General features: G+C 41.7%; 20 protein-coding genes. 11 read left to right on the forward strand and 9 right to left on the reverse strand.

The window, feature by feature from the left end; translation table 11 throughout:
- The first annotated feature begins 21 nt into the window (after positions 1–21).
- The 6 genes from GVN16_RS19685 to GVN16_RS19710 all read left to right on the forward strand — a co-directional run bounded on the left by GVN16_RS19685 (position 22) and on the right by GVN16_RS19710 (position 4,629).
- On the forward strand, positions 22–378 hold the full coding sequence (locus GVN16_RS19685; protein WP_166565645.1) for a hypothetical protein: 357 nt from the start codon (positions 22–24) through the stop codon (positions 376–378).
- A 109-nt stretch (positions 379–487) separates the two neighbouring features.
- Entirely contained in the window at positions 488–1,045 is a 558-nt protein-coding gene (locus tag GVN16_RS19690; RefSeq protein WP_166565646.1) for a hypothetical protein, read from the forward strand.
- 46 nt (positions 1,046–1,091) lie between these two features.
- Positions 1,092–1,754: a hypothetical protein gene (locus tag GVN16_RS19695; RefSeq protein WP_166565647.1), complete on the forward strand. Its 663-nt coding sequence runs from the start codon at positions 1,092–1,094 to the stop codon at positions 1,752–1,754.
- Between the two features lie 38 nt (positions 1,755–1,792).
- Positions 1,793–2,482, forward strand: coding sequence for a hypothetical protein (locus GVN16_RS19700; RefSeq protein WP_166565648.1), 690 nt, complete (start codon positions 1,793–1,795; stop codon positions 2,480–2,482).
- A 678-nt stretch (positions 2,483–3,160) separates the two neighbouring features.
- Positions 3,161–3,970, forward strand: a complete 810-nt coding sequence (locus tag GVN16_RS19705) for a sensor histidine kinase (protein WP_166565649.1) — start codon at positions 3,161–3,163, stop codon at positions 3,968–3,970.
- A gap of 8 nt (positions 3,971–3,978) precedes the next feature.
- The gene (locus tag GVN16_RS19710) at positions 3,979–4,629 is read left to right on the forward strand and encodes a response regulator transcription factor (protein WP_166565650.1); all 651 of its coding nucleotides are present in this window, start codon (positions 3,979–3,981) and stop codon (positions 4,627–4,629) included.
- Positions 4,630–4,659: 30 nt separating this feature from the next.
- On the opposite strand, the gene GVN16_RS19715 is transcribed toward GVN16_RS19710, so the two are convergent.
- Entirely contained in the window at positions 4,660–5,049 is a 390-nt protein-coding gene (locus GVN16_RS19715) for a RidA family protein (protein WP_166565651.1), read from the reverse strand.
- A 225-nt stretch (positions 5,050–5,274) separates the two neighbouring features.
- Between GVN16_RS19715 and GVN16_RS19720 the strand changes: the two genes are divergently transcribed.
- Positions 5,275–6,519: an ABC transporter permease gene (locus tag GVN16_RS19720; protein WP_166565652.1), complete on the forward strand. Its 1,245-nt coding sequence runs from the start codon at positions 5,275–5,277 to the stop codon at positions 6,517–6,519.
- Positions 6,520–6,707: 188 nt separating this feature from the next.
- Here GVN16_RS19720 and GVN16_RS19725 read toward each other — a convergent pair whose 3' ends face one another.
- The 4 genes from GVN16_RS19725 to GVN16_RS19740 all read right to left on the reverse strand — a co-directional run bounded on the left by GVN16_RS19725 (position 6,708) and on the right by GVN16_RS19740 (position 10,977).
- A complete protein-coding gene (locus tag GVN16_RS19725) occupies positions 6,708–8,633 on the reverse strand; it encodes a M1 family aminopeptidase (protein WP_166565653.1) in 1,926 nt (641 codons plus the stop codon).
- 91 nt (positions 8,634–8,724) lie between these two features.
- The gene (gene frr, locus GVN16_RS19730; protein WP_166565654.1) at positions 8,725–9,285 is read right to left on the reverse strand and encodes a ribosome recycling factor; all 561 of its coding nucleotides are present in this window, start codon (positions 9,283–9,285) and stop codon (positions 8,725–8,727) included.
- A 27-nt stretch (positions 9,286–9,312) separates the two neighbouring features.
- Positions 9,313–10,023, reverse strand: a complete 711-nt coding sequence (gene pyrH, locus GVN16_RS19735; protein WP_166565655.1) for a UMP kinase — start codon at positions 10,021–10,023, stop codon at positions 9,313–9,315.
- A gap of 60 nt (positions 10,024–10,083) precedes the next feature.
- On the reverse strand, positions 10,084–10,977 hold the full coding sequence (locus tag GVN16_RS19740) for a DMT family transporter (RefSeq protein ID WP_166565656.1): 894 nt from the start codon (positions 10,975–10,977) through the stop codon (positions 10,084–10,086).
- 289 nt (positions 10,978–11,266) lie between these two features.
- On the opposite strand from GVN16_RS19740, the gene GVN16_RS19745 reads away from it, so the two are divergent.
- From GVN16_RS19745 to GVN16_RS19755, 3 genes are all read left to right on the forward strand, one after another.
- Positions 11,267–11,728, forward strand: a complete 462-nt coding sequence (locus GVN16_RS19745; RefSeq protein WP_166565657.1) for a hypothetical protein — start codon at positions 11,267–11,269, stop codon at positions 11,726–11,728.
- 358 nt (positions 11,729–12,086) lie between these two features.
- On the forward strand, positions 12,087–12,890 hold the full coding sequence (locus GVN16_RS19750) for a helix-turn-helix domain-containing protein (RefSeq protein WP_166565658.1): 804 nt from the start codon (positions 12,087–12,089) through the stop codon (positions 12,888–12,890).
- Between the two features lie 67 nt (positions 12,891–12,957).
- Positions 12,958–14,400, forward strand: coding sequence for an alpha/beta fold hydrolase (locus GVN16_RS19755; protein ID WP_166565659.1), 1,443 nt, complete (start codon positions 12,958–12,960; stop codon positions 14,398–14,400).
- Between the two features lie 38 nt (positions 14,401–14,438).
- Here GVN16_RS19755 and GVN16_RS19760 read toward each other — a convergent pair whose 3' ends face one another.
- Positions 14,439–15,002, reverse strand: coding sequence for a hypothetical protein (locus tag GVN16_RS19760; RefSeq protein WP_166565660.1), 564 nt, complete (start codon positions 15,000–15,002; stop codon positions 14,439–14,441).
- 72 nt (positions 15,003–15,074) lie between these two features.
- On the opposite strand from GVN16_RS19760, the gene GVN16_RS19765 reads away from it, so the two are divergent.
- Complete coding sequence (locus tag GVN16_RS19765) at positions 15,075–16,289, forward strand: NADH-quinone oxidoreductase subunit D (RefSeq protein ID WP_166565661.1); 1,215 nt, start codon at positions 15,075–15,077, stop codon at positions 16,287–16,289.
- Here GVN16_RS19765 and GVN16_RS19770 read toward each other — a convergent pair.
- The 3 genes from GVN16_RS19770 to GVN16_RS19780 form a co-directional block, all read right to left on the reverse strand.
- Positions 16,286–16,507: a PspC domain-containing protein gene (locus tag GVN16_RS19770; RefSeq protein WP_166565662.1), complete on the reverse strand. Its 222-nt coding sequence runs from the start codon at positions 16,505–16,507 to the stop codon at positions 16,286–16,288. The genes GVN16_RS19765 and GVN16_RS19770 overlap by 4 nt on opposite strands.
- Before the next feature lie 202 nt (positions 16,508–16,709).
- Positions 16,710–17,216, reverse strand: a complete 507-nt coding sequence (locus GVN16_RS19775) for an NADH-quinone oxidoreductase subunit B (protein WP_166565663.1) — start codon at positions 17,214–17,216, stop codon at positions 16,710–16,712.
- Complete coding sequence (locus GVN16_RS19780) at positions 17,213–17,698, reverse strand: NADH-quinone oxidoreductase subunit A (protein ID WP_166565664.1); 486 nt, start codon at positions 17,696–17,698, stop codon at positions 17,213–17,215. The genes GVN16_RS19775 and GVN16_RS19780 overlap by 4 nt, the downstream gene beginning before the upstream one ends.
- Positions 17,699–17,779 lie beyond the last annotated feature (81 nt).

A 17,779-nucleotide genomic window follows, 5' to 3' on the forward strand; every position in this document is an offset into this window, starting at 1 on the left:
AATCATTAATAAAAACTCAAAATGGCAAAGCAGGACATTTTTCATGAGAAGGCTGGCAGATTTGTTACTCACGACACCGCTAAAAAATACCAGGATAAATACCTGAAAAAAAAGAGCGACAAGGGAGATAAAGACCCTGTGAGGTCCCAGTTTTTCGGAATTGAGCACATTAAAAAACTAATCAGCAGGCCAGGCTGTACGGGCATAAAAATATACTATGGAGCAGACGACAACGACGCTCCGGGCCTGGTACTGGTAGCCGCTGATAAAGCCGGTAAAAATCATGAAAGAAACCTGTCGGGACTAAAAGACCCGGATGACGGGGATTATGTAGCGGACGGACCGATTTGTCCGGTTCACTGTGAAAACACAAACTAAACCTATGGTTCATAACATTACAAAGATGATTCTTAACTATCCAATAATGGCATTGTATACTTTAATGCCGTTATTGGTAATTTTTACTGTCTGGCATAAAAAAATACCCTTGAAGTCACATCTTGATAAAGTGATGTGGTTTTCTGTTTTCTTTTTTTTCTCGGACCTTCCACTTTGGATCACCGCTGGCCTCAACATTCACAATATGATGTATTATTATATTCGTGACCTTTGGGTTCACATGCTCATCATCGGCATTTATTATTTCGTACTTGATTCACCTGTAAAAAAAAGAATCATTATTCTCATAGAAATCATTTTACTTCTTATCGGCATTCTTTCAATTTTGGTAAGCAAAGACGTACCTGCCGAACTTTCTTCTATCTATAAATTGGCGGTAATTCTGGCGATTTTCATGCACTTTCATTCGATTATTTCTGAGTTGAAAATCACCAGTTTACTTAACTATCCATTCTTCTGGATCAGTTCAGGAGCTCTGATCTTTTCTTGCGGGTCTATTTTTATCATGCTATTTTACAAATACACGATTAACATTCAAACTCCAAAAATATTTATCATCTACACTCATTTCCTCGACATTATGGGGATTTTGATGTTTATATTTATAGAAATCGGATTTCTCAGTGCAAAAAAGAAGTATCTATGAACATCATTTATTCTTGCACACTAATTTTTTCACACATCAATAGAACATGATTGAAAGTATCTTAAATATTGCTCAGGATTTCCCGTTAATTGCTTTGTCAACATTAATGCCGCTCATAGTCATCATAAGCATCTGGAAAAACCGCAACTCCTTTGACAAACCTCTGACCGTAGTTTTATGGTTTTGTGTTTTCTTTTTTCTCTCGGACTTGCCGCTTTGGGTTACTTCAGGGCTGGGCATCCGCAACATCAGGTACAACTACATCCGTGACATTTCATTTCATCTGATGATCATCGGCATTTACTATTTCGTACTGAACAACTCATTCAAAAAAAGAATGATACTTTACATGATCCTTATTTTATCAATCATCGGTATTACGCCATTGTTACTATCCTACGAAGCTCCGAGCCAACTTACTGCTATTCACAAACTGGCTATAGTCGGGGTTGTGTTCTTACATTTCCATACTCTCATATCAGAACTTAAAATCACAAAAATATTAAGCTATCCCTTTTTCTGGATCAGTTCCGGTATTCTGATGTTTTCATGCGGGTCCGTGCTGATCATGCTTTTTTACACTTATACATTCTCGATAAAAACCCCGGCTATGTTTTTATTTTATGACCAATTTATAAGTTTCCTCATTGTTTTAATGTTTCTCTTTATCGGATTCGGCTTTTTCAATACTAGAAAGAAATATTCTTAACGTTTTGACCTACGATCTACCACAAAACTATTTTAAAAATGAAAAAAAAGACCTTTGAAAATATCTTAACAATTGCAACAAATTATCCCATTTTTGCCATTGCAACACTTCTACCCTTCTTTATTTGCCTCTTTGTTTGGTTCAAAAAATTCCCCTTAAATTCTCCGCTAAAGCTTATTTTACTATTCTCATTTTACCATTTTGTTTCTGATTTACCTTTATGGATCACTAGCTCAATGAACATCAATAACCAGATTTATTACTACATCAGAGACTACTCTTTACACACTTTCATTTTATTTATATATTTAAAACTAGAAGAATCCGAGTCAAAGAAAAAATTCATCAGGAGGGTAATCATTTTTTTAATACTTATCACCCTTCCTGTGTTGCCTGACCTCAAAAAAAATCATGACTTAGTAATCATATTTTACAAAATGGGTGTTATTTCAGCTGTTTTTATTCATTTCAATACTATTATTCACCAGATTAAAGTCAGGAATTTATTTAACTATCCTTTTTTCTGGATCAGTTCCGGCATCTTATTATTTACCTCCGGCTCCATTTTGGTGGCACTTTTCGGCAAATATGTTCTTTACAACACAAGCGATGTACCACTTACCAGAATATTTACACAATTTGTCGAACTTCTTAGCATTTCTATGTTTCTCTTAATAGGTGTCGGATTTATTAAAACTAAAAAAACAATTTCTAGCTATCCATCATGACATTATCTGTAAGCTTTTCAGCTATGGTTGACAACATAGTCAGCCTTGCCCTTAGGTACCCTGTTATGTCGCTGGCAACCATGATGCCGCTCTTTCTTATCCTGATGATCCGGATAAAAAGAATACCACTTGAGAATGACCTTAAATTCGTTTATTGGTTCTGTCTATTCTTTTTTATCTCAGATATTCCTCTCTGGATTACAACAGGCTTAAAAATCAATAATCAAACTTATTTCTATATCAGAGAACTAATCAACCATCTTCTAATTATCGGATTTTACTACTTTATAATTGGTTTAAAGCGGACTAAAAAAATCATAGTAGCAACGGAAATAATTTTGAGCATTTTGGGTTTGTCGTCTTTCTTATTTTTCACAGAAATACCAAATCAGTTGACTACAATTTACAAAGCTGTTATTATCGTTCTCATCTTTGTGCACTTCAACTACATCATTAAAAATCTCAAAATTAAGCAAATCTCCGATTACCCTTATTTCTGGATCAGTTCGGGCATTCTAATTTTCTCATCAGGTTCGATTCTTATTTTCCTTTTTTTTACTTTTACATTTGAATTAAAACCCCTATTCAAGATTTATTCTCAATTTCTGGATGTTTTAGTAATTTTAATGTTCATTTTCATGGGTATTGGTTTCTTAAAAGCTAAAAAGTATTATCTGAATGAATGAATCGCCTACTTTCTTTATCATTGCCGGAACGGTCATCCTCATACTGATGAGCTTTTCCGTTATTCTTTTCGTGGTTTTTTACCAGAGAAAACAACTGACCATAGAAATAGAACAGCAAAAAGAATTGCAGGAACTCGAAAACAAAATGCAGCGTAAACTCCTCGAAAACTCACTGGATGTGCAGGAACTCGAACGCCGGAGAATCGCCAAAGATCTCCACGATGAAGTCGGGGCGATCTTATCTGCTGCCAAAATGGGCTTTAATGAACTTTCCAAAAAGATAAAAGGAGTACAGGAATATGAATCATCGGTAAGTAATACCAAAAGCCTCATCGACGAATCGATCAGTTTAGTAAGAAGCATTTCAAAAGACCTCGTACCCAGAACACTGGAGGGTTTCGGACTGATATCGGCCATTGACGAGTTCATCAGCAAAATCCACAAAGCCACCCACATTCAATTTGAATTCAACAATAAAGGTTTAAATGAAAACGAAAGGTTTAAACCCAATGTCGAACTGGCTCTTTTCAGGGTGCTGCAGGAGCTTACCAACAATACCATCAAGCACGCCGAAGCCAATGAAATAAAAATCGAGCTGGCGTATGCTGATGACAGTTTAATCTTTAATTTTATAGACAACGGCAAAGGCTTTGATTTTGAACAGAAAATGAACGATCCCAAACTCGGACTGGGCCTGAGGAACATTCAGAGCCGGCTGACGGTCATCGATGCCGATCTTAAGATCATTTCGAATCCTGTATCGGGTACACAAACTAAAATCATCATCAAAAATCCCAAATAATTTAAGCCATGAACAAAATCAGAATTGCGGTTGTAGACGATCATAACTTATTCAGAAAGGGGCTGGTAGCGATCATGAACCAGATTGAAGACTTCGAAGTGATTTTCGAAGCAACCAACGGCCGGGAGTTTCTTGAACACCCTCTGATCGGCCAGGTAGATGTGGTACTGCTGGATATCCAGATGCCCGAAATGGATGGCATCGCCACCACCAAGCATCTCCGTGACGTAGAATCCGACATCAAAGTACTCATCCTCTCCATGCATGACGAAGACCAGTTTATCATGCATCTGATGGAGATCGGGGCCAACGGCTATCTGCTGAAAGATACCGATACCGACGAAGTGGCCCTGGCTATCCGCAAAGTGCTGGATTCAGGTATATATTTCAGTGATTTTGTAAGCAGGGTGATGCTTCGCAAGATGTCAAAAGCCTATCAGAAAGAAACCAAAGTTTTCAATTATAAAACAGACCTGTCTACGAGAGAACTGGAAGTGCTGAAATATATCTGTGAAGGTCTGACTACGACGGAAATCGGAGAGAAAATATTCCTGAGTCCGAGAACTGTGGAAGGCCACCGCCTGAGGATCATGGAAAAGCTGGGGCTTAAAAATACAGCTGTTTTAGTAGCATATGCCATCAAAAACGATTTGGTTTAGCCTCACATTGCGAAGCTAAACCAATCATTATTATTCTGCAATGATGGCAGTAGCCTCAATTTCGACGAGGTACTTGTCATCAATCAATTTTGCGATTTCGATCATGGAAGTTACCGGCTTGATTTCTGCAAAAAGCTCACCGTGTGCCTTACCGATGCTTTCCCACTGGCTGATGTCAGTCGTAAAAATGCGGGTTCTTACCACATCTTTCAGTCCGGCACCCATTTGCACCAATGTATTCTGCAATTTCAGCAAAACAAACTTAGTCTGAAGGTAAACATCCCCCTCACCTACCAATTCGCCGCTGTGGTCGGTGGATACCGTACCGCTTACTTCAATAATATTTCCAACTTTGACAGCCCTTGAATATCCGACTATGTCTTCCCACTTAGATCCTGAGGATAAATTTGTCCTTTTCATCAATGATTACGTTATATTTTTGAGCTACAAAAGTATTATAATTTTCACAGGAGCAAAAAAATATCGGATCATGTTTAAGATTTGTTTTCTGGAGCGGTCTTTTATTCCTCTTAAAAATCGATCAAAAATCTGCTCATCCTCAAAAAAAACCGCCAATACTTATCTTTTAGATTATCTTCTTAAAAAAATGCACCTTTGTTTTCTGATTAATACAATTCATCTGAAATGGGTAAATTCTTACGTTTGTCTTTCGAAAGTTTCAGGTTTGCCTGGCAGGCCCTTAAAGCTAATGTTTTCCGTACCATCCTGTCTCTCTTAGGGGTTACAGTAGGTATATTCTCTATTATCGGGGTATATACCATGGTTGATTCACTGGAAGCGAACATCAAGGAAAGTCTGAGCTCGATCGGAGACAAGACGATCTATGTAGATAAATGGCCCTGGATATTCGGCGACGGGGATTATCCGTGGTGGAAATATTTCAAAAGGCCTGAACCCAAATATTCGGAATTCAAATTCCTGAAAGACAATTCAGAAAACTCAACGGCTGTGGCCATCATGGACTGGTCAACCAGCGTAGCCAGATATGGCAACAACAGTTACAATATCCTTTGCCAGGGCATTACCTATGATGTCAATATCATCACAGACATCCCGATTGTAGAAGGCCGCTACTTTACCACCCAGGAAATAGACGCAGGAAGAAACGTGGCGATTATCGGTGGGGAAGTGTCGGAAGAGCTTTTCCAGCAGGTGGATCCTATCGGCAAACAGATCAAAATCAAAGGACAGAACTTTACGGTTATCGGTGTACAGGAGAAAAAAGGAAAGCAACTGGTAGATATCGGCGGCAACCCGGATCAGAAGGTTTACGTGCCTTTTATCAAACACAAAAGGATGTTCAGCTCGGGTAATTTATATGGAACGATCATCATGCAGGCCAAAGACGACGACAAAGACATGGTCTTGCTTGAAAGCGAAACCAAAGGCCTGATGCGTACCGCCAGAGGACTCAGACCTGCTGAGGACGACAACTTTGCCATCAACCGCCCGGACGCCGCTGCCAGTGCCATTTCAGGCATTTTCAGCTCATTGCGTGTCGGCGGGTTTATCATTGGTCTTTTCTCTCTGCTGATCGGTGGATTTGGCATCGCGAATATCATGTTTGTATCCGTGAAAGAACGTACCAACATCATAGGTATTCAAAAGTCGCTTGGAGCTAAAAATTACTTTATACTTTTCCAGTTCTTATTTGAGTCGGTTTTCCTTTGTCTTTTCGGGGGACTATTCGGGCTTTTGCTGGTATATCTGATCAGTTTCATAGACCTGGGCTCTCTTGATATCATTCTGTCTGTGAGTAACATTACTTTCGGATTGTTCATCGCGAGTATCATCGGTATTCTTTCAGGGATTATCCCGGCTTCACAAGCCGCGAGAATGGACCCCGTGATTGCGATCAGAGCGAAGTAAGGAGAAAGGAAAAAGGAAATGCCCGATGAGCCTGGGGTTTGACCGGGAGGATAGAAAATGGACTCAGTTTTTCAGGCAAATTTCCTTGCCTGAAAAACGCATAAACCAGACCTTCAGGTCTGAAACACCTCCTCATTTGCCCTGGCCTGCGGGCGGGTAGCCCATAATCAGCTCATTAAGAATATGCTTTATTTCACCACAAACGCCTTCGAAACTGCCTTGTCGGCGTAGCTGATTCTCAGGAAATATTTGCCCGGGTAGAGCGATGACACATTCAGTTCGTCTGAAGTATAAGCTTCAGAAATAACGGTTCTTCCTGAGACATCCAGTACCTCCATTTTGTCTATTTTCGTCAGGCTGTGCCTGATCTTCAGGCTTTTTTCGGTTGGGTTCGGATAAATAACAAACAGAGAGGTTTCATCCTCAAGTCCCGAAATGACCCCGATCTCCGATACCGTTTTCATAATTTTATTCCCGGGATCAAAGACAATGCTCTTCACTTCTGCCGCCAGGTTGGCAAACTGAAATACTTTGGTGTTACTTTCGACAAACGCTACGACAGTGGTATCTTTTTGATTGGCCAGGGTCAGTTTTAACTCTACCGGCATCGAAAAGTAATTCGGAGCTGTCGTCAGTTTATTCTGGTTAATGGTCACAGCCACTGAATTATTCCCCGTTTTGCTCCAGCTGTACTGGTATCTCGGATAAGATTCACCGTAGAGCCATTGATCGAAAAAATATTTGAGGTCTTTTTTGGAAATCCTTTCGGCAATTGTTCTGAAATCATCAATTCCGGCAGCCCCGTAAGCAAATTCAGAGTTGGCATACCCCTTTAATACTTCAAAAAAGACTTTATCACCCAAAACCCCTCTCAGCATATGCAATACCACGGCTCCTTTGCCATACACCAGGTTATAGTCAAATATCTTATTCTCGTCCTGAATATCCTTGATACTAAGGGTACCGGAGGCGTTTTTTGCCACCCTGATGTATTCCTGCATGTAGGCATCATAAACCGGTTTTCCGCTTTTGTGCTCCGCATAAAGGGCTTCGCTGTAGGAAGCAAAACCTTCATTGACCCAGATATCCGCCCAGGTTTTACAGGTAATTTTATCACCAAACCACTGATGGGCCAGTTCATGCGAAATCAGGTCCTGGTTAAAGCCACCCATTGAACTGACCGTCTGATGCTCCATTCCTCCGCCAAAACCGCACATGGCATGTCCGTATTTTTCTTTGATAAACGGATATAAGCCAAACTGATCTGAAAAATACTGCAGCATATCAGCGGTTTCATCCAGCTGCTTCTTCAGGTTGGTGGTCAATACTTCAGGATAGATAAAATGACTGATTTTCATGGAATCCGTCGCTGAATACTTAAAATAATCGGTGTACTCAGCATAGTTGGAACAAGCCACTGAGATCAGGTAATGCGATATCGGATACCTGCTTTCCCAGTGATAGGTTTTGGTATTATCGGCATTGGTTTTCTGCTCTTTCAATACACCATTGGATACAGAAACAAAGGCCGAAGGCATCGTAACAGAGACGGCTACCGAATCTATTTTATCAGAAGGATCATCTTTGCAAGGCCACCAGTCAGGTGCTCCGTAAGGCTCACTGAGGCTCCAGACCGCCGGGGAACCGCCGCCGTGGGTACCAAAGGAGAAGCTGCCAAAGGCCGATCCCTGAGGTGTACCCTGGTAATAGATCGTCAGCGATAATTTCTGAGCCTTGCTGTAGGTCTGTGCAAAGGTGAGGTTGATTTTGTTTCCGGAACGGGCAAAATTCACCTTGCTTTTATTCATGATCACGGAATCTACTTTCAGTGCCGCGTTGAGATCAAAAGAACAGGCGGTAAAATTATCTTCGGTCGGGACAAAATCCGTTCTGACAGCACCGCTTATGTATTTTGCGGTATAAGAAATATTGAGATTGAGATGGTGGTATTTCACATCAATTTTTGTATCTCCCGGATAGGCTACCCTGGCATTCCTGGCTTGCCTTACAAATGCCTCCGCTTTATGCTTCGAACAAAGGATACCTCCCTTACCCTGCCCTGAAGCTGAACCGCAGATGATCAGAAGTGCGAAAAAGAAAGTAATAATTCTCATGAGAAGTTTTTTTACAGAAATGTGAAAATATCATCTACAAACAAAAAATGCCCGGATCAGATCGGGGCATTTTCATTATGATTAAGGCTTATCAGACATTCATGATGTCTGCTTCTTTGGTAGCCATCATCTGGTCTATTTTGGTAATGAACTGATCTGTGATTTTCTGAACCCCTTCTTCACCTACTTTGATGGCATCTTCTGAAACGCCGTCGTTTTTCAGTTTACGGAGGTCTTCATTAGACTCCTGTCTCACTTTACGGATATTGACTTTAGCTACTTCAATCTCCACTTTTACCCTTTTCACCAGGTCTCTCCTACGCTCTTCTGTGAGCGGCGGAACGTTAAGCCTGATCAGGTCGCCGTCATTGGCAGGATTCAAACCGACATTGGAATTGATAATGGCTCTTTCGATATCGTTGATGATTTTCTTTTCGAAAGGCTTGATGGCAATGGTACGGGCATCGGGTGTGGTAATCGAAGATACCTGACTGATCGGCGACATCACGCCGTAATATTCAATCATGATACCGTCAAGCATCTGTGTACTTGCTTTTCCGGCTCTTATTTTCCCTAACTCAATTTGTGTATGTTTCAGGGCTCTTTCCATGCCGTCCTGAGCCATATCCAAAACTAAATCTATCTCTTCCATTCTGATTTATATGTTGACTTAAATTTTTTAGCTGACTAATGTACCTATTTTTTCTCCGGTCACTACTTTGAGTAGGTTACCCGGTGTGTTCATATCAAAAACAATAATAGGTAATTTATTTTCCTGACACAAGGTAAAGGCTGTCATGTCCATTACTTTCAGGCTTTCTGCAATTGCTTTTTCAAACGTAATTTCGTCGTACTTTGTTGCGTTAGGGTCTTTTCTCGGATCTGCCGAATAAACACCGTCCACGCTGGTTCCTTTCAATAACACCTCCGCCTCGATTTCATTGGCTCTCAGGGCTCCGCCCGAGTCGGTTGAGAAATAAGGATTTCCTGTACCGGCTCCGAAAATCACCACACGGCCCTTTTCAAGGTGCCTGATGGCTCTTCTTCTGATAAAAGGTTCTGCGATCTGCTCCATTTTGATGGCAGACAACAGACGGGTTTTGATATTTACGGCTTCAAGAGAACTCTGGATGGCCATACCGTTGATTACGGTAGCCAGCATCCCCATGTAGTCACCCTGCGAACGGTCGATACCTGATTTGAGAGAGGCTCCCCTGAAGATGTTCCCACCTCCGATCACGATGGCGACTTCACATCCTGCATCTACGACCTGCCTGATTTCTACGGCGTATTGTTCTAAAATATCTGAATTGATGATCTGGCTTTTATCGCCTCCGTTTAAAGCTTCGCCACTAAGTTTAAGTAGGATACGTTTGTATTTTAAGGACATATTGCAAGATTTTGAGCAAAATTAATAAATAAGATTGAAAAATATCAAAAATTGTTTGAGCTACTTTTTATTGATCAGGTACACTCCTGTCAGGATGACTCCCATGCCCGCAAAGTGCCAGAACGAAATCACTTCACCATCCAGGATACCGGCTATAACCGCTACTACCGGAATGAGATAAGTGACCGATGAAGCAAATATGGGAGAGGAAATCTGAATCAGAAAATTAAATAAAACGGCCGCAAAACCGGAATTCAGAGCCCCTAAAATCAAAAGGTAGATGAGCAAATGGGTGTTCTGAGGCATCAGGATTTTAGAGAAAAAATCTGTAAACAACAGGATTACAAAAGCTATCAGACCGACAGAAAACAGGGAGTAAGCACTCAGTTGCATCGGCTTCACATCCATCAGGTAATTTCCGATAAGGTTACCGTTGATACCATACATCACTGTGGCTCCTATACCTAATAACGCATAAGGGTTATTGAAGTCAAGATTGCCGTTGCTACCGGAAAAGATCAGTAACAAGCTCCCGAAAAACCCGAGAATAAGACCAATGACCTGAAACTTCAGAATCTTTCTGGCAAAAAACATGGCCCCGATAACCAGCACAAAGATGGGCGTGGTAGAATTTAAGGTACCTGCCAGCGAACTGTTGATTTTACTGCCGATGGTAGCAAAAATGAATGCAGGGAGTAAATACCCCATCAATCCGGAGAGTACGAGGAGAAGTCCTTTCTTTTTTGGAAATGTTGAGATACTCGTAAAGGCCCAGGGAGACAGGGTAAGACCTGCGATAAAAATCCTGGCCGCCCCTATTTCAATTGGTGTAAAAGCGTGAACAACTCTTTTGATCATGATGAAAGACATGCCCCAGAAAAGAGCGAGAAGAACCAATATTATCCAGGCAAGCAGGATTTTATTCTCTCTCAGTTTTATCGCTTTGTTGACCAATTTCAGAAGTTTTTTACAAAGCTAGCCATTCTGGGCAGATTAACATTGTGGTAAGGAATTATTATTAAATTAGTACAAATAAATATTCAATCGAGTCAGTTAATTGTTATAGTTTTAATGGGTAAATAATTGATTTTTCTTCTCCCTGAAGCTTTGTAAACATTTAAGCATAGGCTTTGACTATAATTTTTAAACCTTTACTTTTAGTTGAAAATACAGAGTTCGATATACACAAAAAAATGGATAAGTGAAGAATGAGCAAACCGGTACAAAAAGATTCCAAAACTAAATGAAATTTGAAAACATCCTTATTGCCACAGGCTTGATCATACTGTTAGTGATCACCATGATCATATTTCTGAATCCTTTTACCTGGGGGATGAGGAGGGTGGAGTATTATGAGTTTTCTGAAATTGAAAATTCTATTGCAAATGACTCAGTCTTTAATCGAGTTTATATGGAGAACCCGACAAAGTGGTACATGAAAGATTGTGAACGCGGATACCTCGACAAAATTGAAAACTTAAACATCAGACTTGAGGAGGTTATAGATGAAACCAGAAAAACCGATACAAATTTCTTAAATAAAAAAATAGACTTTTATGCTGAGAATATAATGGCTTCTTTACATGAAAAAACATGCTTTGACAGCTTGGTAATTGTTTATTCTTACAAAACAGATACTTCAGGTATTTACAATACAAATGGCCATGAATACTCCAGACATAAGGCATTCAAAATAAAAAACTAGACAATGAAACTAAAAAACAGAATAACTTCACCCGGGTTTCTAAAAATCCAGCTTGGCATATTCCTTTTTTTGGACTTCCTATGTTTTGTCACTCATTACTTGGAGGATTTATTATTCAGCTTCAAATATTATGAGAGTTTTGTATGGACTATTTTCTGTGTATATGTCCCCATGATAATAGTCTTTTCTTTGATCATTTTTTACCAGATTATCCTGGCCTTCATAAAGCTGAATGACAATCAGTTAAAAACCCGGGTTTTCATTACTGAATTACTCTTTTGTACTGCTGTTGCCTCTGAGATAATTATTTCGACACAAGTCAGGCCCTTTTAGTTCAACGCAGATAACACAAACAGAAATGATTGAAATTTTTGACGATATACGCTCTCTCTACCAATTCAAGGCTCCCTGCCCTGAATTGAAAGATCATATTGAGTTTTTTTCAGAAACTTCAGCAGAAGCCACAGCCAGATTTATAGATGCCGAAGAATTTACCGTCAGGCTGTTTCCCAGCTACACCCCTACCATCTGGATCAATCTCGGCTCACCCTATCGCATAAAAAACGGTAAACAAAACAAGCATATTCCCAGGAAAACAGATATCCTCGTTTTGAGAGACACCACCCTGGAAAGGCATAACTTAATCACAGACCATATTTTTACGGTTAAATTTCATCCGCTTGGATTTGAATCCATTTTCGGTTTCAGCCAGGCAAAAATCGGAAGCGATATGGTCAACGTCAGCGAGATCATTGATCCCGCTATCCTGAAAAAACTCAAAAACATGGCAGGCCTTGAAGACAGGATTGTTTTCCTGGAAAACTGGTTCATTGAAAAGCTTCATAAAAACCTCAGAAATCAGCATGATTTAAGAGGCATCAGACTGGCGTTGGACAATCATTTTCAATCAGGGCTGGAGATGAAGAATTATGAGATCGCCGATCAGTTGTGTGTTTCTGAAAAAACATTCTATCGCCACTTTAAGAATTCGATGGGGACCAATCCCAAAACCTATTTCTCCATCACCAGGGCCAGAACTGCCCTTACGGCTTACAAAAAAGACAAGTCAGCCTTTTCTCCATACGATTTCGGCTATTACGATTTCGGGCATTTTTCCAAAGATGTGGTGAAATTTACCGGTAGTTTACTTTCCGGTTTCTGAAATTCAGATTGTCCGATTTTTACTTTATCAAATCCCGGCAAAGCCATTGTTTTGCAGAAAAAAACATATGAAAAAAGCTATTCTGTTCATTTTACTCCTGGGATACTTCCCTGCTATCTCTTTTGCTCAAAATTACACTCCCCTGATCGAACCTTGTCCGTGCCTGATGAAGGTTGATCAAAGGCTGAAAACGGTTTGCGGCAACCTCGTCGTTCCCGAAAACCGTCAGAAACCGAATGGAAATAAAGTAAAAATACCTTTTGTTTTTGCACGCAGACCGGATCAGGATTCTACCCGGAACATCGTCCTCATGACCACCGGCGGACCGGGTTACGCTACCATTTCTCCGGGCGACAGCATGACATTCAATTCAGGAAGACTGGCGTTCGGCGGTTTTATTTCCTTTGACCAGAGGGGCACAAAAAACGCAAAGCCCTGTCTTGACTGCGAAGGGATTGACGAAGCCATCCGGCGGGCCTACACCGAAAACCTTTCCAAAGACAGCCTGGTGGCGATAGCGGTAACCAACTGCCGTCAGAAATTCATCAAACAAGGCATCGACCTTTCAGCCTACAATACAGTGGAATCTGCTGCCGACATCAACGACCTCATCCAATTATTAAAGATTAAATCTGTTACCCTGCTGGGTATTTCCTATAGCGGCGGGCTGATGCTGACTGTGGTCCGTAATCATCCTGAAAGTATAAAATCCCTGCTGCTCAACTCCCCGCTCCCCAGTTATGTCAATTATGAAGAACATGCCTTATTCAATCACCAGGAGGCCTTGAATCACCTTTTTGACAACCTGGAAGCGGATTCCGTTCAAAACAATAACTTCCCGGATTTGAGAAGGCGTTTTCAATCTTATTTCGCTTCCATTTCGGCCAGCAGATTCACGATCCGGTATTTGCCGCAAGGTGCCGCAGACAGCTTAACCATTCATTATTCGAAAAATGAACTGCTGGATGCCGTCATAGACAGGATGAATAATGCAGATTTCAAAAATGTCCCGGCTGTTATCCGTGATCTCATAAACGGTCAGCACGAAAAATACATCAGGGAAGTACTGGATGGTAAGTTCCGGGGTAACAGCAGCCTTTCTTACGGCATGAGGCTATCCGTTTACTGCTCCGAGCAGATCGCCTATTCAGATAAAAAACTGGTCAGAAAACAGGATGAATACCTGCCGTGGCTGTCGGGGTATCCGTTTAACAATGTCAACCATGAAATCTGCGATTGCTGGAAAGTAAAACCGGCCCCGGAATACATGAAAACCCCTGTTTACTCCAACATCCCGGCCCTTGTAAGCTCCGGTGGCTACGACCCCTGGACACGACCTTTTTATAACAGACTGATCAGAAGAACAATGCCAAATGCTCAACTTCTGCTGAATAAAGAAAGAGCTCATGTGGCCGGATTTGGCCCTCCAGGCACCAGTTTTTTAACGGATTTCATCAAAGACCCATATAGAAAACTGGTCTCCACTGATAAAAATACTATCGTTGAATAACAATAAAAAGCACCCTTCGGGGTGCTTTTTTCATTTCTTTAAGTAAGGCGACGCTGGATCATCATTTTTACGGTTTCGTAAAAAACGGTGGGTTTCAGAGTTCTCCAGTTACCGATCTGGAGTGTCCCGCCGAAATTGACGTAATAATCGATGTGATATCTTTTAAATTCGTCCAGGATAAAATCACGGAAGCTGACGGCGGCAATCCAGCCGTCTTCCACATCTTCAAACCATTCTTCGTAATAATCATCTTCTCCTCCATGAAACTGGAAGATGTTTTCACCGATGAGGATAAACTGGTTAATACCCTGCTTCAAGATCTTGTCAACCACTGTCCTTTTCAGAAACATGATGTCGTTATGAAGGGTGTCGTTCCATTCCCCGAAAAGCTCGATGACAGCGTACCTGATTTTGTAATCGACCATCAGGATTTTGCAGTAAAGGGTTTCAGAACCAATCTCATCCCAGGCCGGGTCAATATAGTAGCCGTAAACATCATTGAAATATTCGAGGCCGTATTCCCTGCCGAAAAAAGGTGATTTGGGATCGTCTTCCGGCTTATAGTATTTCTGCCAGTTATAAAAAGGTTCAATATCGTGCATCAGGATATTTTTTTATCGCTCGTCAACATTTCCAGGCATTTTGTGCTTATTTTTGAGTTCGAAACTCGAACAATGCAAAAAATACAATACAAATATAAGTCTGAAAATCTAAGTATCTCCGAACCTACCCGGTATTCTTTCAAAGACCTGAAATCTGAAGAAATGCTGATCAATATAGGTCCGCAGCACCCTTCGACCCACGGAGTTCTGCGTCTTGAGGTACTTACTGACGGCGAACTGATTGTAGATGTGGTGCCTCACCTGGGCTATCTCCACAGGTGTTTCGAAAAGCATGCCGAGTCACTTCCTTTTAACCAGACCATCCCGTTTGTAGACCGCCTCGATTATGTAGCGGCCATGAATTCAGAGCACGCTTATGCCATGGGTGTCGAAAGGATGCTGGGTATTCAGAATGATATTCCGAAACGGATAGAATACATCAGGGTGCTGGTGGCCGAACTCAACCGCCTTGCCTCTCATTTCATTGCCATCGGTACCTACGCCCTGGATATCGGTGCTCAGACGCCTTTCCTCTGGCTGTTCAGAGACCGTGAAACGATCCAGAGAATGCTGGAGTGGGTTTGCGGGGCCAGGATGCTTTACAATTATATCTGGGTGGGTGGTTTGTTTTATGACCTCCCGGTGGGCTTTGAAGAAAGATGCGGTGAGTTTATCCGATACCTCAAGCCCAAACTGGTTGAATTAAAACAGATCATTATTGACAACCATATTTTTATCAACAGAACGGCTTCTGTGGGTGTTTTACCCCTGGAACTCGCTGTGAACTACGGATGTACCGGACCGGTGTTGAGAGGTTCAGGTTTAAAATATGACCTGAGAAGGGTCGACGGTTATTCTGTTTACCCCGAAATTGACTTTGACATTCCTGTAGGAGAAGGGCTGATGGGCCAGACGGGCGATTGCTGGGACAGAAACTATGTAAGGGTGCTGGAATGCTGGGAGTCAATCCGCATCATTGAGCAGTGTCTTGAAAAACTGACCAAAGAGCACAAGCGTACCAGGGACTTTGACCCTCAGTCGGTGGTACCTAAAAAGATCCGTCCTGCTAAAATGGACTTCTATGCCCGTGCAGAAAACCCGAAAGGAGAGCTGGGCTTCTTCTTCAGAACAGACGGCAAGTCTGATGTACCTAAAAGAGTCAAAGCCAGGGCATGTTCGTTTAACAACCTCTCGGTGTTACAGGAATTGTCCAAAGGAATGATGATTGCTGACCTCGTGGCGATAATCGGTTCGCTTGATGTGGTGATGGGTGAGGTAGACCGTTAAAACTCCCAGACGCTCGGGTTCTGGTGACGGCGGATGTGTTTTCTGACTTCCATCCAGAAAGCAAGGGCCAGATAAATAATAATCGGAGAACCAAAGGTAAAAAACGAGGCATAGATAAAATAAAGACGTATGCTGCTGGCAGAGAAACTGATCTTCTCCCCGATTTTAGCACATACGCCAAACAAACTACTTTCTACAAGATATCTCCAATTTTTCATAGCCTGATTTTAAGTTCACACGAAAATATAACTTTTCTAATATTTTCGCAAGCATTTAAGGTTAAATTATGGTTAAAATGACGGAATATGGAAAAAGAAGTAAAGAAAAAGATTATTCCCTTCTCATTGAACCTTATTTTCGCTTAAACCCCTCTGTATTAAGCCACTGCAAATAACGGGCCTAAACCGGCGAATCCGGGATTTACATCAGGTCTTTCAGTTTCTGCTCTTTGATTTTTTCCTGGAGTTTCATGATACCACCCAGAAGTGCCTCGGGGCGGGGCGGACAGCCCGGCACGTAAACGTCTACCGGAATGATCCTGTCGACTCCTTTTACGACGTGATAGCCGTGTTCCCAGTAAGGTCCGCCGCAGTTAGAGCAGCTACCCATAGAGATCACATACTTAGGTTCTGCCATTTGCTCATACAGCCTCTTGATCCTGTCGGCCATCTTGAAGGTAACGGTGCCTGAAATAATGATCAGGTCTGACTGACGCGGGGAGTTACGGGGGAAAATACCGAATCTTTCCAGGTCATAATTGGAGGCGTAAGTCGCCATCATTTCAATGGCACAACAGGCCAGACCGAAGCCAAGTGGCCACAGAGAGTTGGCTCTGGCCCAGTTGGTTACTTCGTCCAGGGAGGTCAGGATGACTTCCCCTTCACCAGATTTTATCCTTTCGCTATTTTCGAGTGTATCAAAATTCACAGTTGCTGTTCTTTTTCTTCCGTGTACTTACGGTTGATGTTTTCATACATCCTGCGGGGTACGGCAGGCTTAAAATCACTTGCTTTCTGTTCAGGGCGTACCCATTCTAGATGGCCCTGAGCCCAGGCATATACCAATCCCAAAGCCAGAATGACGATAAAAACGGCCATTTCAACCCCTGCATACAAAGCCCACGCTCCGTGTGTCTCTGCTATCAGGGCCTTATCTCCGAAAATCGTAGCCCAGGGAAACAAAAGCACGAGTTCCACGTCAAACAATATGAAAATAATGGCAACCACATAAAACCTGATATTGAAAGACACATGGGCGTTTCCTTCTGTATCTTCCCCTGATTCATAAGTGGTTAGTTTTTCGGCATTGGGCTTATCCGGTCGGAGCATCCAGGCTATACCCAAGGTCAGCACCACAAAAAGCAGGGCCGAGATGAGGAATAACAGTACAAATCCGAATTGGTTAAGCATATAATCTGTGAACAGCGGTCATTTTACCCCTGTTCATTTTACAAAACTACAATTATTTTAGGTTCAATGATGTCCCCGCGA

Origin of the sequence: Emticicia sp. CRIBPO (assembly GCF_009905725.1) — a bacterium.
Taxonomy (GTDB): domain Bacteria; phylum Bacteroidota; class Bacteroidia; order Cytophagales; family Spirosomataceae; genus Leadbetterella.

What these genes read in the sequence shown, in the direction of transcription:
- GVN16_RS19725 (WP_166565653.1), bottom strand. Translation starts at nt 8,633, where the DNA reads ATGAGAATTATTACTTTCTTTTTCGCACTTCTGATCATCTGCGGTTCA.
- GVN16_RS19750 (WP_166565658.1), top strand. Translation starts at nt 12,087, where the DNA reads ATGATTGAAATTTTTGACGATATACGCTCTCTCTACCAATTCAAGGCT.
- GVN16_RS19715 (WP_166565651.1), bottom strand. Translation starts at nt 5,049, where the DNA reads ATGAAAAGGACAAATTTATCCTCAGGATCTAAGTGGGAAGACATAGTC.
- GVN16_RS19780 (WP_166565664.1), bottom strand. Translation starts at nt 17,698, where the DNA reads ATGCTTAACCAATTCGGATTTGTACTGTTATTCCTCATCTCGGCCCTG.
- GVN16_RS19720 (WP_166565652.1), top strand. Translation starts at nt 5,275, where the DNA reads ATGGGTAAATTCTTACGTTTGTCTTTCGAAAGTTTCAGGTTTGCCTGG.
- GVN16_RS19745 (WP_166565657.1), top strand. Translation starts at nt 11,267, where the DNA reads ATGAAATTTGAAAACATCCTTATTGCCACAGGCTTGATCATACTGTTA.
- GVN16_RS19700 (WP_166565648.1), top strand. Translation starts at nt 1,793, where the DNA reads ATGAAAAAAAAGACCTTTGAAAATATCTTAACAATTGCAACAAATTAT.
- GVN16_RS19695 (WP_166565647.1), top strand. Translation starts at nt 1,092, where the DNA reads ATGATTGAAAGTATCTTAAATATTGCTCAGGATTTCCCGTTAATTGCT.
- GVN16_RS19755 (WP_166565659.1), top strand. Translation starts at nt 12,958, where the DNA reads ATGAAAAAAGCTATTCTGTTCATTTTACTCCTGGGATACTTCCCTGCT.
- pyrH (WP_166565655.1), bottom strand. Translation starts at nt 10,023, where the DNA reads ATGTCCTTAAAATACAAACGTATCCTACTTAAACTTAGTGGCGAAGCT.
- GVN16_RS19710 (WP_166565650.1), top strand. Translation starts at nt 3,979, where the DNA reads ATGAACAAAATCAGAATTGCGGTTGTAGACGATCATAACTTATTCAGA.
- GVN16_RS19685 (WP_166565645.1), top strand. Translation starts at nt 22, where the DNA reads ATGGCAAAGCAGGACATTTTTCATGAGAAGGCTGGCAGATTTGTTACT.
- GVN16_RS19765 (WP_166565661.1), top strand. Translation starts at nt 15,075, where the DNA reads ATGCAAAAAATACAATACAAATATAAGTCTGAAAATCTAAGTATCTCC.
- frr (WP_166565654.1), bottom strand. Translation starts at nt 9,285, where the DNA reads ATGGAAGAGATAGATTTAGTTTTGGATATGGCTCAGGACGGCATGGAA.
- GVN16_RS19770 (WP_166565662.1), bottom strand. Translation starts at nt 16,507, where the DNA reads ATGAAAAATTGGAGATATCTTGTAGAAAGTAGTTTGTTTGGCGTATGT.
- GVN16_RS19760 (WP_166565660.1), bottom strand. Translation starts at nt 15,002, where the DNA reads ATGCACGATATTGAACCTTTTTATAACTGGCAGAAATACTATAAGCCG.
- GVN16_RS19705 (WP_166565649.1), top strand. Translation starts at nt 3,161, where the DNA reads ATGAATGAATCGCCTACTTTCTTTATCATTGCCGGAACGGTCATCCTC.